Origin of the sequence: Streptomyces hundungensis (genome assembly GCF_003627815.1) — a bacterium.
Taxonomy (GTDB): domain Bacteria; phylum Actinomycetota; class Actinomycetes; order Streptomycetales; family Streptomycetaceae; genus Streptomyces; species Streptomyces hundungensis_A.
In genome coordinates, this window is the sequence record NZ_CP032698.1 from 4,390,638 (window position 1) to 4,405,452 (window position 14,815).

Consider the following 14,815-nt stretch of genomic DNA (forward strand, 5'->3'; position numbering starts at 1 on the left):
AGCGTCCCGTCCCCGCTGATGACTCGTCCGCCGAATCCGCTGACCGTGCCAGGGCCCCCTGGCCGCTGGTGCGCCCGGACCGAGGCCCCACCCCGGGCCCGCGCGCCGACGGCGCCCCGGCCTCCACCCCGGCCCCCTCTACCGGCCCCGCCGCCAGTGACCCCGCCGAATCTGACCCCGCCACCCCCGGTGGCCCTGCCACCCCCAGCGACCCCGCCACCCCCGGTCACCAGGCCACCCCCGGCCCCACTCCCTCCCAGCCCCCCGGCCCTACAGGGCCCGGCGCGGGGCTTTCGGCGCGGGGGATCGCGGGGCTGCCCCGCCGGTTTCAGGTGGTGGCCGCGGTCGCGCTCGCGGTGATCGCCGTGGTCGGCTGCGCCCAGATAGGGATGGTGTTCCTGCACGTCGCACCGCCCAACACGATCAGCAAGCAGCACGGCAAGAACGTGGACGACTGGATCTACCCCGAGTTCGAGCAGAACTGGAAGCTCTTCGCGCCCAATCCGCTCCAGCAGAACATCGACGTCCAGGCGCGTGCCGAGATCAAGATGCCCGACGGCAGCACCAGGACCACCGCCTGGATCGACTTCTCGGCGCAGGACGGCGCCGCGATCCAGCACAATCCGCTGCCGAGCCACACCCAGCAGAACGAACTGCGGCGCGCCTGGGACTTCTTCTTGGGTTCGCATGGCGACGACAACAAGCCCAACGGTCTGCGCGGCGAACTCTCCGAGCAGTATCTGCGCCGCATCGTGATGCTCCGCCTCGGCACGCACCGCGACGGCGGAACGGTCGACCGGATCCAGGTCAGGTCGAGGACCACGGCCGTCAAAAACCCGTCGTGGAGCGACGAGAAGAGCGACACGCGGCCGTTCTACCGAGAAGTGCCGTGGTGGACGGTGACCCCCGCCGACCTGCCCCCGGGCGCCGGTGACGCACGCACGGAGGCGAAGCGGTGAGCACGTACGACCACACCGGCCCTACCGCCGACCACCCTGTCCCCACCACCCGCGCGGCCGACGCCCCGATCACCCCCGCCCCCCAGGGCTCGCCCCCCGGGGCCCTTGACGCGGGGGAGACGCGGGCCGCGCGGGCCGTGCGGATGGTTTCGGCCGCCGCTCTCGGCCCGTACCAGAGCGCCGTCGTCCGCATCGGCTTCGCCGCGACCTGGCTGTTCTTCCTGCTGCGTGAGCTGCCGCACCGCCGTGAGCTGTACGGACCGGACGGCCCCTGGAGTTGGGACCTCGGCAACCGTCTGGTGAGCGGCAACCACGCCTTCACCGCGCTGCTGTGGAGCGACAGCACCCTCTGGTTCGAGTTCGTGTACGCGCTGGCCATCGTGTCCAGCGTGCTTCTGCTGCTCGGCTGGCGTACCCGCACCACCTCCGTCGTGTTCATGATCGGCGTGCTGTCGTTGCAGAATCGCTCCGTCTTCATGGGGGACGGCGGTGACAACGTCATCCACCTCATGGCGATCTATCTGGTCTTCACGCGGTGCGCCCAGGTCTGGTCGCTGGACGCGCGGCGCGCCGCGCGCGGGGCGGTCCGCGACCGGGTCGGGCCGGTGTTGTGGGCGGTGTGCGGGCTGGGTCTTGCCGCCGCGACCTGGCGTACGTCCGGGTCGGGCGTTTTCGGTGGCGGCGAGTGGTGGCTGTGGGTCGTGTTCTGGGGCGCGTGGGCGGTTCAGGGCCTGTGGTGGGCGGTGGGCCGGTTCGCCGCCGCCGACGCGCGGGCGCTGCTCGATGTGATCGCCAACCTCGTCCACAACGTGGCCATGGTCGTGATCATGGCGGAGGTCTGCCTGGTCTACGCGACCGCCGGCTGGTACAAGATCCAGGGCAGCCGCTGGCAGGACGGCACCGCGCTGTTCTACCCGCTGAAGCTCGACTACTTCTCGCCGTGGCCCGAACTCTCCTCCCTGCTGGGCACGAGCGGGGTGATCGTGATGCTGCTCACCTATGGAACGGTCATGGTGCAGGTGGCGTTCCCGTTCACGCTGTTCAATCGGCGGGTCAAGAACGTGCTGCTGGTGGCGATGATGCTGGAGCACGCCGGCATCGCGGTCCTGCTGGGTCTGCCGTTCTTCTCACTGGCGATGATCGCCGCGGACGCCGTGTTCCTGCCGACGTCCTTCCTGCGCCGGGTGGGCGCGCTCGCGGGCCGGCTGCGGCCGGGCGCACGCCTTCCCGAGCAGCGCGGACAGCGGGCGGACGAGCCCGAACGGCCACGTACGCTCGTGGGGTGAGCAGCACCGAACAGCCGGCCCCGGCCGCCACGACCCCGGCCGCCACGACCCCGCCCGGCGAGCCCCTCCAGTACGACGAGGGCTTCGGGCCCGAGGTCGGGGTGGGGCCGCACGCGCTGCCCTGGCCCGAGGGCGAGCGCTACGACCCGGAGTTGCTCGCGCACGGCGACCGGCGCAACGTCGTGGACGCCTACCGGTACTGGACGCGCGAGGCGATCGTCGCCGACCTCGACACCCGCAGGCACGACTTCCACGTGGCCGTCGAGAACTGGGGCCACGACTTCAACATCGGGTCCGTGGTGCGCACAGCCAACGCCTTCCTGGCCAAGGAGGTGCACATCGTCGGGCGGCGCCGCTGGAACCGGCGCGGGGCGATGGTCACCGACCGGTACCAGCATGTGCGCCACCACCCCGACACCGAGTCGCTGACCGCGTGGGCGCTGGAGCAGGACGTGCCGATCATCGGCATCGACAATCTGCCCGGCGCGGTGCCGCTGGAGCGGACCGAGCTGCCGCGCCGCTGTGTGCTGCTCTTCGGGCAGGAGGGGCCCGGCCTCACCGAGGAAGCCCGGAAGCACGCCCATATGGTGTGCTCCATCGCCCAGTTCGGCTCCACGCGCTCCATCAACGCGGGGGCCGCCGCGGCCATCGCGATGCACGCCTGGGTGCAGCGGCACGCCGTCGTCCCCGACTGACGCGCCCCGCTCCGTGCGGGCCGGGCTCAGGCCTGCCTGCGGACCTCCACCACGCGGAACCGGTTGGACACGAACGCCCCGTCGCACAGGGCCGCGTTGGCCGCCGGGTTGCCGCCCGAGCCGTGGAAGTCGGAGAACGCGGCCGTCTGGTTGACGTACACCCCGCCCGTCAGGTTCAGCGACAGCTGGGCCGACTCGTCCAGGCAGACGTCCTCCACCGCGCGCTCCACCTCGGGGGAGGTGGTGTACGCGCCGACCGTCATCGCGCCCTTGTCGCGGACCGTGCGGCGCAGCAGCTCCACCGCGTCCGCCGTGGAGTCGACGGCGACGGCGAAGGAGACCGGGCCGAAGCACTCCGACAGGTAGACGGATTCGGCGTCCGGCTTCGCGCCGTCCAGCTTGACGATCACGGGGGTGCGCACCACCGCGTCCGGGAACTCGGGGTTGGTCACCTCCCGTGTGGGCAGGGCGACTTCGCCGAGGCCGGAGGCTGCTTCCAGGCGGGCCTTCACATCGGGGTTGACCAGCGCGCCGAGCAGCGCGTTGGCGCGGGCGTCGTCGCCGAGGAGGCCGCTCACCGCGCCCGCGAGGTCGCCGACCACGTCGTCGAAGGTCTTGTGGCCCGCGTCGGTGGTGATGCCGTCGCGGGGGATCAGCAGGTTCTGCGGGGTGGTGCACATCTGGCCGCTGTACAGGGACAGCGAGAAGGACAGGTTGGCGAGCATGCCCTTGTAGTTGTCGGTGGAGTCGATGACCACCGTGTTGACGCCGGCCTTCTCGGTGTAGACCTGCGCCTGGCGGGCGTTGGCCTCCAGCCAGTCGCCGAAGGAGGAGGAACCCGTATAGTCGATGATCTTGATTTCGGGGCGGACCGCGAGGGTCTTGGCGATGCCCTCGCCGGGCCGCTCGGCCGCGAGCGCCACCAGGTTGGGGTCGAAGCCCGCTTCGGCGAGGACTTCGCGGGCGACCTTCACCGTCATGGCCAGCGGCAGCACCGCGCGCGGGTGCGGCTTGACCAGGACCGGGTTTCCGGTGGCCAGCGAGGCGAACAGGCCGGGGTAGCCGTTCCACGTGGGGAAGGTGTTGCAGCCGATCAGCAGGGCGATGCCGCGCCCGGCCGGCGTGAACGTCTTGGTGAGCTCCAGGGGGTCGCGCTTGCCCTGGGGCTTGGACCAGGCCGCGCTGCCCGCGGGGGTGCGGGTCTGCTCCTGGTAGGCGTACGCGACGGCCTCGAGGCCCCGGTCCTGGGCGTGCGGGCCGCCCGCCTGGAAGGCCATCATGAAGGCCTGGCCGCTGGTGTGCATGACCGCGTGCGCGAACTCGTGGGTGCGGGCGCCGATGCGCGCCAGGATCTCGACGCACACCAGGGCGCGCGTCTCGGGTCCGGCGGCCCGCCAGTCGGCCATGCCGGCCCGCATCGCGGGCAGCAGCACGTCGAGGTCGGGGTGGGGGTACTGGATGCCCAACTCGACGCCGTAGGGCGACACTTCGGCGCCCGTCCAGTCGTCGGTGCCCGGCTGGTCGAGGTCGAAGCGGCGGTTCAGGAGCGCGTCGAAGGCGGCCTTGCCGTCCTCGGCGCCCGTCTCCCCGTAGGCCTTGGGGTGCTCCGGGTGCGGCGACCAGTACGCACGGGTGCGGATCGCTTCCAGGGCCCCGTCCAGGGTGGGCCTGTGCTTCTCGGTCAGCTGCATGGCGTGCAACTCCTCGTCGAGTCTTCGAGCTGGGCAGGGAGAGCCGGACACCGTTAGAGTAACCGAACGATCGGTCGGGACAAGAGGGCCCGGGGAAACCTGTGGACAACTACCGGCCAAGCCCGCCGGGGCCCTGTCCTCGGGCCCCGCGAGGGGGCCCGCCGGGCCCCTGGGCGAGCCGTAGGGGAGGATCGCGTTCATGACCAAAACCGCCAGCGCCTCAGCGATCGCGCCGAGCCGTACCGTCGCCGTCGTCGGCACCGGGACCATGGGCCAGGGCATCGCCCAGGTCGCCCTCGTCGCCGGACACCGCGTACGGCTCTACGACGCCGTGCCGGACCGGGCGCGCGAGGCCGCCGACGCCCTCGCCGGACGCCTGGACCGGCTGGTCGACAAGGGCCGCATGGACGCCGCCGACCGCGACGAGGCGCTGGCCCGCCTCCACCCGGCCGCCGAACTGGCCGAGCTCGCCGACGCGGCGCTCGTCGTCGAGGCCGTCCTGGAACAACTCCCCGTCAAACAGGAGCTGTTCGGAGCTCTGGAGGACGTGGTGGGCGAGGAGTGCCTGCTGGCCACCAACACCTCCTCGCTCTCCGTCACGGCGATCGCGGGCGCGCTCAGGCACCCCGGCCGCTTCGTGGGCCTGCACTTCTTCAACCCGGCGCCGCTGCTGCCCCTGGTCGAGGTCGTCAGCGGCTTCGCCACCGACGCGGAGACCGCGACCCGGGCGTACGAGACGGCGAAGGCCTGGGGCAAGACGCCGGTGCGCTGCACCGACACCCCCGGCTTCATCGTCAACCGCATCGCCCGGCCCTTCTACGCCGAGGCCTTCGCGATCCACGAGGAGCGCGGCGCGGACCCGGCCACCATCGACGCGGTGCTGCGCGAGAGCGGCGGGTTCAAGATGGGCCCCTTCGAGCTCACCGACCTCATCGGGCAGGACGTCAACGAGGCGGTGACCCGCTCCGTCTGGGAGTCCTTCTTCCAGAGCCCCAAGTTCACGCCGTCCCTGGCCCAGCGCCGCCTCGTCGAATCGGGCCTGCACGGGCGCAAGAGCGGGCGCGGCTGGTACGCCTACGGGACCCCCGGCGCGCCCTCACAAGAGGCCGAGCGTCCCGCGCCGCACACCGCGCCGCCCGCGAAGGCGCCGGACGCCGTCACCGTCGTCGGTGACCTGGGGCCGGCCCGCGAACTGGTCGCGATGATGACCGAGGCCGGCATCGACGTGACCAGCGTCAACGAGGGCGGCCCCTACATCGAGCTTCCGGGGGATGGACAGCTCGTCCCGGCCGACGGCAAGACGTCCGTGGAGTTCGCGGACGTCGTCTACTTCGACCTCGCCCTCGACTACCGGGGCGCCACCCGTATCGCGCTCTCCGCGAGCGAGGACACCTCCGAGCGTGCCGTCACCGAGGCGGTGGGCCTGTTCCAGAAGCTCGGCAAGGAGGTCAGCGTCATCGGTGACGTGCCCGGCATGATCGTCGCCCGTACCGTGGCGATGCTCGTCGACCTCGCCGCCGATGCCGTCGCCAAGGGCGTCGCCACCGCCGAGGACATCGACACCGCGATGCGCCTGGGCGTCAACTACCCGCTGGGGCCGGTCGAATGGAACCGGCGGCTCGGCCAGGACTGGGCGTACGACCTGCTCTCCGCGCTGCACGAGCGCTGCCCCACCGGCCGCTACGCCCCCTCGCTCGCGCTCTACCGCCAGGCGTACGCGGGCGAGGAGGAGACGGGCTCATGACCACCGCCAAACGCGACACCTACACGCCCGAGACGCTGCTCACGGTCGCGGTGCGGGTCTTCAACGACCGGGGCTACGACGGCACGTCCATGGAGCACCTGTCCAAGGCGGCCGGGATCTCCAAGTCGTCGATCTACCACCATGTGGCCGGCAAGGAGGAGCTGCTCCGCCGGGCGGTGAGCCGCGCCCTGGACGGCCTCTTCGGTGTGCTGGACGAGCCGGGCGCCGTGCGCGGCCGGTCCATCGAGCGGGTCGAGTACGTCACGCGGCGTACCGTGGAAGTCCTGATGGCCGAACTCCCCTACGTCACGCTGCTGTTGCGCGTGCGGGGCAACACCAAGACGGAACGCTGGGCGATGGAACGCCGGCGCGAGTTCGACCAGCGCGTCGCCGACCTGCTCAAGGCGGCCGTCGCGGACGGTGACCTCCGCGCCGACCTGGACATTCGCCTGGCGACCCGGCTGCTGTTCGGCATGGTCAACTCGCTGGTGGAGTGGTACCGGCCGCAGCGCGAGGGAGAGGCGGACGGGGCGCAGGTGGCGGACACCGTGGTGCGGATGGCGTTCGACGGGCTGCGGACCGGGCACTGAGTTCCGGCCACCGGCCCCTGTGCGAGACCCGGGCCGACGGTCCCCTACGCGGGGTCCAGATCGGTCTCCTCGAACACCAGCAGGGTGCGCGTCGACAGCACCTCCGGGATGGACTGGATGCGGGTCAGAACCAGCTCGCGCAGCGCCCTGTTGTCGGGGGTGTGCACCAGGAGCAGCACGTCGAAGTCGCCGCTCACCAGGGCGATGTGGGCGGCGCCGGGCAGCTTCTGGAGTTCCTCGCGGACCGTGCGCCACGAGTTCTGCACGATCTTCAGCGTGATGTACGCGGCGGCGCCCTGGCCCGCCCGCTCGTGGTCCACGCGCGCGGTGAAGCCGCGGATCACGTTGTCCTCGACGAGCCGGTTGATGCGTGCGTAGGCGTTGGCGCGCGAGACGTGCACCCGTTCGGCCACGGAGCGTATCGAGGCCCTGCCGTCGGTTTGCAGGATGCGCAGGATGTCGTGGTCGATCTGGTCCAGCGGGCGCGGCGGCACCGGCCGGTTCTCGCCGGTGGCCATTTGTTCAGCTGCCATGTCCCCCCGCCTTCCTGTTGTGGACGACCTGTTCCCATCCCAGGCTGTGGAGAACCGTTTGTCCACAGGCTGGAGGCGCCTGTAGCCAAAATGCGTCCACGACCGAACAATCGGTAGGTGAGGGGCGTCACAGTCACGCGTCCCGTTCTGGATGTCCGCTCCTGACACGGAGGTGCATTGGCATGACGGTCCAAGAGCTCCCCGGGGCCGCCGCATACCGGCCGACCCCTCCGCCCGCCTGGAGGCCCCGCACCGACCCCGCGCCGCTCCTGCCGGACCCCGAGCCGTACCGGGTCCTCGGCACGGGCGCGGAGCTCGACCGCGCGCTGATGCTGAAGCTGTACGCCGAGCTGGTGCGCGGACGCCGCTTCAACGCCCAGGCGACCGCCCTCACCAAGCAGGGCCGCCTCGCCGTGTACCCCTCCTCCACCGGTCAGGAAGCCTGCGAGGTGGCCGCGGCGCTCGCCCTTGAGGAGCGCGACTGGCTGTTCCCCAGCTACCGCGACACCCTCGCCGCCGTCGCGCGCGGACTGGACCCCGTCGAGGCCCTGACGCTGCTGCGCGGCGACTGGCACACCGGCTACGACCCGCGCCGCCACCGCATCGCCCCGCTGTGCACCCCGCTCGCCACCCAGCTCCCGCACGCGGTGGGCCTGGCCCACGCGGCCCGCCTCAAGGGCGACGACGTGGTGGCGCTCGCCCTGGTGGGCGACGGCGGCACCAGCGAGGGCGACTTCCACGAGGCGCTGAACTTCGCGGCCGTCTGGCGGGCCCCGGTCGTCTTCCTGGTCCAGAACAACGGCTTCGCGATCTCCGTGCCGCTCGCCAAGCAGACCGCCGCGCCCTCCCTCGCCCACAAGGCCGTCGGTTACGGCATGCCCGGCCGCCTGGTGGACGGCAATGACGCGCCGGCCGTGCACCAGGTGCTCGGCGAGGCCGTCGCCCGCGCCCGGCGCGGTGGCGGACCCACCCTGATCGAGGCCGTCACCTATCGCATGGAGGCGCACACCAACGCCGACGACGCGACCCGCTACCGGGGCTCCGCCGAAGTCGACGCCTGGCGCGACCACGACCCGATCCGCCTTCTGGAGGACGAGCTGACCGCCCGCGGGCTCCTCGACGAGGACGGAATACGCGCCGCCGCGGAGGCCGCCGAGACCATGGCCGCCGCCCTGCGCGAGCAGATGAACGCCGAGCCCTCCCTCACCCCCATGGACCTCTTCGCCGAGGTCTACGCCGAACAGAGCGGTCAACTGCGCGAGCAGGCCGCCCAGTTGCGCGCCGAGCTGGAAGCCGAGGCCCGGTGATGACCACCGCCACCGACAACACCACCGCCCGGCGAGCCGACAAGAAGCCCGCCACCATGGCGCAGGCCCTCCAGCGCGCCATGCGCGACGCGATGGCCGAGGACCCGACCGTCCACGTCCTTGGAGAGGACGTCGGCACCCTGGGCGGCGTCTTCCGGGTCACCGACGGGCTCGCCAAGGAGTTCGGCGAGGACCGCTGCACCGACACCCCGCTCGCCGAGGCCGGCATCCTCGGCACGGCCGTCGGCATGGCGATGTACGGGCTGCGTCCGGTCGTCGAGATGCAGTTCGACGCCTTCGCGTACCCCGCGTTCGAGCAGCTCATCAGCCATGTCTCCAAGATGCGCAACCGCACCCGCGGGGCCATGGCGATGCCCATCGTGGTGCGCGTGCCCTACGGCGGCGGCATCGGTGGCGTCGAGCACCACAGCGACTCCAGCGAGGCCTACTACATGGCCACGCCCGGCCTGAAGGTCGTCACGCCCGCCACCGTGGAGGACGCGTACGGCCTGCTCAGGGAGGCCATCGCCTGCGACGACCCGGTCGTCTTCCTGGAACCCAAGCGCCTGTACTGGTCGAAGTCCGACTGGTCGCCCGAGGCCCCGGCGCCCGTGGAGCCCATCGGGAAGGCGGTCGTGCGGCGCGCCGGACGCAGCGCCACCCTCATCACCTACGGGCCGTCGGTGCCGGTGTGTCTGGAGGCGGCCGAGGCGGCCCGCGAGGAGGGCTGGGACCTCGAAGTCGTCGACCTGCGCTCGCTGGTGCCGTTCGACGACGAGACGGTGTGCGCATCGGTGCGCCGCACCGGGCGGGCCGTCGTCGTGCACGAGTCGTCCGGCTTCGGCGGGCCCGGCGGCGAGATCGCTGCGCGCGTCACCGAGCGTTGCTTCCACCATCTGGAGGCGCCCGTGCTGCGGGTGGCCGGCTTCGACATCCCCTATCCGCCGCCGATGCTGGAGAAGCACCATCTGCCCGGCGTGGACCGGGTCCTGGACGCGGTGGCCCGGTTGCAGTGGGAGGCGGGGCACTGATGCCGAAGGTGCTGGAGTTCAAGCTGCCCGACCTCGGTGAGGGTCTCACCGAGGCGGAGATCGTGCGCTGGCTCGTCGCGGTCGGCGACGTGGTGGCCGTGGACCAGCCGGTCGTCGAGGTCGAGACGGCCAAGGCGATGGTCGAGGTGCCCTGCCCCTACGGCGGTGTCGTCACCGCCCGCTTCGGCGAAGAGGGCACCGAACTGCCCGTGGGTGCGCCGCTGTTGACCGTGGCCGTCGGCGCGCCGCAGGAGCGGGAGGGCGCCGGGGTCTCGAAGGACGCCGGGTCCTCCGGGGACACCGGGTCATCCAGGGGTGCTGGGTCCTCCAAGGACGCCGGGTCCGCCGAGGACGCCGCCGCCTCCGAGCATTCGGGCAATGTCCTGGTGGGCTACGGGACGGGCACGGCCACCACCCGCCGCCGCGCCCGCGTGCGGCCCGCCGCCCCCGCGCCGACCGCGTCCCCCGCCACGGTCGCGGTGGCCGCCGCACCCGCCACGGCGACGGGGCCCGTGCCCGTCATCTCTCCGCTCGTGCGCAGGCTGGCCCGCGAACACGGCCTCGATCTGCGGGAGTTGCGGGGCACCGGCCCCGAGGGGCTCATCCTGCGCGTCGACGTCGAGTCGGCCGTGCGGGCGCCCGCCGAGGCCCCGACACCCGCCGCACGCGTCGCGCCGACACCCGCCGCAGGCACCAGTGGCGCACGCACCGGGGAGCGGATCGCGCTCAAGGGCATCCGGGGCGCGGTCGCCGACAAGCTCAGCCGCAGCCGTACCGAAATTCCCGACGCCACCTGCTGGGTGGACGCGGACGCCACGGAGCTGATGGCGGCCCGCGCCGCCATGAACGCCGTGGGCGGCCCCAAGGTGTCCGTCCTCGCCCTGCTCGCCCGGATCTGCGCGGCGGCCCTCGCCCGCTTCCCCGAGCTGAACGCGACGGTCGACATGGCGGCCCGCGAGATCGTGCGGCTGCCCGAGGTGCACCTGGGTTTCGCCGCGCAGACCGAGCGCGGCCTGGTCGTTCCCGTTGTCCGCGACGCCCACGGCCGCAACGTCGACTCGCTCGGCGCCGAACTCGCCCGGCTCACCGAGGCGGCCCGCACGGGCACCCTGACCCCGGCCGAACTGACCGGCGGCACCTTCACCCTCAACAACTACGGGGTGTTCGGCGTCGACGGCTCCACGCCGATCATCAACCACCCCGAAGCGGCGATGCTGGGCGTGGGCCGCATCATCCCCAAGCCCTGGGTGTACGAGGGCGAGCTCGCCGTCCGCCTGGTGGTGCAGCTCTCCCTCACCTTCGACCACCGGGTGTGCGACGGCGGCACCGCGGGGGGCTTCCTGCGCTACGTCGCGGACTGCGTGGAACACCCGGCGGTCCTGCTGCGCACCCTGTGACGAAGGTCCCCGAGCGTTCGGGACGTGCGCGGGGGTGGTGGCGGTCGAGCGGCGGCCCATACTCGGAGGATGACCGCGTATGACGCCGCGACGCCCGCGCACGACGCGCCGGGCACCGCCCAGGGCGCCGCAACACCCGCGTACGACGCCGTAGTTCTGGCCGGAGGAGCCGCCAAGCGCCTCGGCGGCGCCGACAAGCCCGGGCTCAGCGTGGGCGGCCGCCGGCTCCTCGACCGGGTGCTCACCGCCTGCGCCGGCGCGGCGACGACGGTGGTGGTCGGTGGGCGGCGGCCGACCGCGCGGCCCGTGGTGTGGACCCGGGAGGAACCGGTCGGCGGAGGGCCGCTGGCCGCGCTGGGCGCCGGAGTGCGCCACACATCGGCCGACCGCGTCGCTGTGCTCTCGGCCGATCTGCCGTTCCTGGCGGCCGGCACCGTCAGGGACCTCGTCGACGCACTGGAACGCACCGGCGGCGAGGGCGCGCTCTGCACCGACGCCGACGGCCGTGACCAGCCCCTGGTCGCCGTCTACCGCGCCGAACCACTGCGCCGCGAGCTCGCCCTGCTCGCCACCGAACACGGCTCGCTCGCGGGCCTTCCGCTGCGGCTGCTCGTACGCGAACTCGACCTGACCCGCGTCACCACGGACCCCCTCGCCTCGTTCGACTGCGACACCTGGGAGGACCTCGCCGCCGCCCGGGCCCGGATCAGGGACCATGGGGGCGTGCTGGACGAATGGATCACCGCAGTCAAGAACGAACTCGGCATCGAGCTGGACGTCGACACCGGCGTCCTGCTCGACCTGGCCAGGGACGCCGCCCACGGTGTCGCCCGGCCCGCCGCCCCGCTCACCACCTTCCTCGTCGGCTACGCGGCCGCGAAGGCGGGCGGTGAGGGCAAGGACGTGGCGGATGCGGCCCGCAAAGCGGCCGCGCTCGCCAACCGCTGGGCGGCAGAGGCAGAGGCCGGCGACGGTCCGAAGAACGACGCCGGATGACCGCCGAAAGCACGGGCGCGGACGACGGATCCGACGAGGCTCTCGCCCTGCTGCGCGAAGCCCGGCCCGCGGCGGCCAGCGATCGAGAGGCCCGGCCCGCGGCGGCCCGCGAACGCGACGCCCGGCCCACGGGCGAAGGCCACACGGGTGCTTCCCCGTCCGCCGCTCGCAAGGCCCCCCGTCCCCGAGCCGCCGCCTGGGCCGACGCCCGCGCCATTGCCGCGAGGGCGGGCCGCGCCGCCCCGGCCCGCTCCCATCGGGTGCCGCTGGAGCGGGCCCTGGGCGAGATCCTCACCGAACCGCTCACCGCCCTCACCGACCTGCCGTCCTTCGACACCTCTGCCATGGACGGCTGGGCGGTCGCGGGCCCCGGCCCCTGGACGGTGCAGGACGGCGGCATCCTCGCCGGACACGCCGCTTCCGGCGCCCTCGCCGACGGCGAAGCCGTCCGTATCGCCACCGGCGCCCGCATCCCCGCAGGCGCCACCGCGGTCATCCGCAGCGAGCACGCCCGCAGCGACGAGGCCCGCACCCAGCTCCAGGCCGACCGCGTGGTGCTGCACGGCCAGGACATCCGCCCGCGCGGCCAGGAGTGCCGCTCGGGCGATGTCCTGCTGCCCGCCACCGCGCTCGTCACCCCGGCAGTGCTCGGGCTGGCCGCGGCCGCCGGATACGACGAGCTGGACACCGTGCCGAGGCCCCGGGTCGAGGTCCTGGTGCTGGGCGACGAACTGCTCACCCAGGGGCTCCCCCACGACGGGCTGATCCGTGACGCGCTCGGACCGATGCTCGGGGTCTGGCTGCGGGCGCTCGGCGCCGACGTCATCGGGACCCGGCGGCTGAAGGACGACGCGGGGGCGCTGCTCGCCGCCGTCACCGGCTCCCCGGCCGATGTCGTGATCACCACCGGCGGCACCGCGTCCGGGCCGCTCGACCATGTCCACCCCGTGCTGCACAGCGCCGGAGCCGAGCTACTCGTCGACGGAGTCGCGGTACGGCCCGGCCATCCGATGCTGCTGGCAGGGATCGGGGTGGGAAAGCACCTGGTGGGGTTGCCCGGAAATCCCCTCGCGGCGGTCTCCGGCCTTCTGACCCTGGCCGAGCCGCTGCTGTGCGAACTCGCCCGCAGGCCAAGGCCCGCCCCCTACACCGCGCCGCTGCGCAACGAGGTGCAGGGCCATCCGCACGACACCCGGCTCGTTCCGGTGGTGCACCGCGCGGAACGAGTCGTGCCCCTGCACTACAACGGGCCGGCGATGCTGCGGGGGATCGCCGCCGCCGACGGGCTCGCGGTCGTGGCACCCGGCGGGGCCCGCGCCGGCCAGGAGGTCGAGATCCTCGACCTGCCCTGGGTAGAAGCCGGCTCGGGACAGGGGTGTTTCACGTGAAACACGCCCCCGTCGCCAACTCCCGCAACCCGCAAGGGTGTTTCACGTGAAACACCCGAACCGCTGCACCCGCCCCCACCCGCAGGACGGGCGTTTCACTGAACGGCGTTTCACGTGAAACTGCCCGGCCATGACGCGATGGCACGCCAGGCGGGCGAGGAGCTCGTCACCCGACGGGTGAAACTGCCCCGCCGGGTCGTCGACCGGCCGCTGCGCCAGGTCGCCAAGCGCATCCTGATGGCGCTCGCCGTCCTGATACTGACGACCCTCATCGTCTGGATCGACCGCGACGGCTATCACGACAACGCCAACGGCAAGGTCGACTTCCTCGACGCCGTCTACTACGCCACCGTCACGCTCTCCACAACGGGCTACGGCGACATCGTCCCCTACAGCGACAGCGCCCGTCTGACCAACATCCTGCTGGTCACGCCGCTGCGCGTGCTGTTCCTGATCATCCTCGTCGGAACCACTCTCGAAGTCCTCACCGAACGGACCCGCGAAGAGTGGCGGCTCAACCGCTGGAAGGCCCAATTGCGCGAGCACACCGTCGTCGTCGGTTTTGGTACGAAGGGCCGCTCGGCGCTTCAGACCCTGTGCGCGCGGGGCCTGAAGCAGGACCAGGTCGTCATCGTCGACCCCAGCGCCAAGGTGATCGAGGCCGCCAACGCGGAGGGCTTCGTCGGGGTCATCGGCGACGCGACCCGCAGCGACGTCCTCGTACGGGCCGAACTGCACAAGGCCCGCCAGGTCATCATCGCCACCCAGCGCGACGACACCGCCGTCCTGGTCACGCTGACGGCCCGCCAGCTCAACCGGGGCGCGAAGATCGTCGCCGCGGTGCGGGAGGAGGAGAACGCGCCGCTGCTGCGCCAGTCCGGCGCGGACGCCGTCATCACCAGCGCCAGCGCGGCCGGCCGGCTGCTCGGCCTCTCCGTGCTCAGCCCGAGCGCGGGCACCGTGATGGAGGACCTGATCCAGCAGGGCAGCGGGCTCGACATGGTGGAGCGGCCCGTGAAGAAGAGCGAGGTCGGCCGCGGAGTGCGGGAGACCGAGGACCTGGTGGTGAGCGTGTTGCGCGGCCACCGCCTGCTGGCCTACGACGACCCCAGGGCGAGCCCGCTCCAGCTCACCGACCGGCTCATCACGATCGTACGAGCGGGCGGTACGGCGGCGCAGGGTCAGCCGGAGTAGCGTC

General features: G+C 72.5%; 13 protein-coding genes. 11 read left to right on the forward strand and 2 right to left on the reverse strand.

The features are described from left to right. Nucleotides 1-335 precede the first annotated feature (335 nt). From DWB77_RS19620 to DWB77_RS19630, 3 genes are all read left to right on the forward strand, one after another. A complete protein-coding gene (locus DWB77_RS19620; RefSeq protein ID WP_216826857.1) occupies nt 336-959 on the forward strand; it encodes a DUF5819 family protein in 624 nt (207 codons plus the stop codon). A 143-nt stretch (nt 960-1,102) separates the two neighbouring features. Continuing rightward, nucleotides 1,103-2,245: an HTTM domain-containing protein gene (locus DWB77_RS19625; protein WP_120727986.1), complete on the forward strand. Its 1,143-nt coding sequence runs from the start codon at nt 1,103-1,105 to the stop codon at nt 2,243-2,245. Then, nucleotides 2,242-2,940: a TrmH family RNA methyltransferase gene (locus DWB77_RS19630; RefSeq protein ID WP_120722476.1), complete on the forward strand. Its 699-nt coding sequence runs from the start codon at nt 2,242-2,244 to the stop codon at nt 2,938-2,940. The genes DWB77_RS19625 and DWB77_RS19630 overlap by 4 nt, the downstream gene beginning before the upstream one ends. Before the next feature lie 26 nt (nt 2,941-2,966). On the opposite strand, the gene paaN is transcribed toward DWB77_RS19630, so the two are convergent. Next, a complete protein-coding gene (gene paaN / locus DWB77_RS19635; protein ID WP_120722477.1) occupies nt 2,967-4,631 on the reverse strand; it encodes a phenylacetic acid degradation protein PaaN in 1,665 nt (554 codons plus the stop codon). Between the two features lie 199 nt (nt 4,632-4,830). Between paaN and DWB77_RS19640 the strand changes: the two genes are divergently transcribed. After that, nucleotides 4,831-6,375, forward strand: a complete 1,545-nt coding sequence (locus tag DWB77_RS19640) for a 3-hydroxyacyl-CoA dehydrogenase (protein ID WP_120722478.1) — start codon at nt 4,831-4,833, stop codon at nt 6,373-6,375. Continuing rightward, the gene (locus DWB77_RS19645) at nt 6,372-6,965 is read left to right on the forward strand and encodes a TetR/AcrR family transcriptional regulator (protein ID WP_120722479.1); all 594 of its coding nucleotides are present in this window, start codon (nt 6,372-6,374) and stop codon (nt 6,963-6,965) included. Before DWB77_RS19640 ends, DWB77_RS19645 begins: the two co-directional genes overlap by 4 nt. 44 nt (nt 6,966-7,009) lie before the next feature. Here DWB77_RS19645 and DWB77_RS19650 read toward each other — a convergent pair whose 3' ends face one another. Beyond that, nucleotides 7,010-7,498 (reverse strand): Lrp/AsnC family transcriptional regulator, encoded by a 489-nt coding sequence (locus DWB77_RS19650; protein WP_120722480.1) that lies wholly within the window; start codon nt 7,496-7,498, stop codon nt 7,010-7,012. Between the two features lie 182 nt (nt 7,499-7,680). Between DWB77_RS19650 and pdhA the strand changes: the two genes are divergently transcribed. The 6 genes from pdhA (at nt 7,681) to DWB77_RS19680 (ending at nt 14,811) form a co-directional block, all read left to right on the forward strand. Beyond that, a complete protein-coding gene (gene pdhA / locus DWB77_RS19655) occupies nt 7,681-8,805 on the forward strand; it encodes a pyruvate dehydrogenase (acetyl-transferring) E1 component subunit alpha (protein WP_120722481.1) in 1,125 nt (374 codons plus the stop codon). After that, nucleotides 8,805-9,836 carry an alpha-ketoacid dehydrogenase subunit beta gene (locus DWB77_RS19660; RefSeq protein ID WP_120722482.1) on the forward strand — a complete coding sequence of 344 codons (1,032 nt, stop codon included), beginning with the start codon at nt 8,805-8,807 and terminating at the stop codon, nt 9,834-9,836. Before pdhA ends, DWB77_RS19660 begins: the two co-directional genes overlap by 1 nt. Continuing rightward, complete coding sequence (locus DWB77_RS19665) at nt 9,836-11,233, forward strand: dihydrolipoamide acetyltransferase family protein (protein ID WP_120722483.1); 1,398 nt, start codon at nt 9,836-9,838, stop codon at nt 11,231-11,233. Before DWB77_RS19660 ends, DWB77_RS19665 begins: the two co-directional genes overlap by 1 nt. Before the next feature lie 69 nt (nt 11,234-11,302). Then, entirely contained in the window at nt 11,303-12,229 is a 927-nt protein-coding gene (locus DWB77_RS19670) for an NTP transferase domain-containing protein (protein WP_120722484.1), read from the forward strand. After that, nucleotides 12,226-13,617, forward strand: a complete 1,392-nt coding sequence (locus DWB77_RS19675; protein ID WP_120722485.1) for a molybdopterin molybdotransferase MoeA — start codon at nt 12,226-12,228, stop codon at nt 13,615-13,617. The genes DWB77_RS19670 and DWB77_RS19675 overlap by 4 nt, the downstream gene beginning before the upstream one ends. Before the next feature lie 138 nt (nt 13,618-13,755). Beyond that, the gene (locus DWB77_RS19680; protein ID WP_120727988.1) at nt 13,756-14,811 is read left to right on the forward strand and encodes a potassium channel family protein; all 1,056 of its coding nucleotides are present in this window, start codon (nt 13,756-13,758) and stop codon (nt 14,809-14,811) included. The last annotated feature ends 4 nt before the right edge of the window (nt 14,812-14,815 follow it).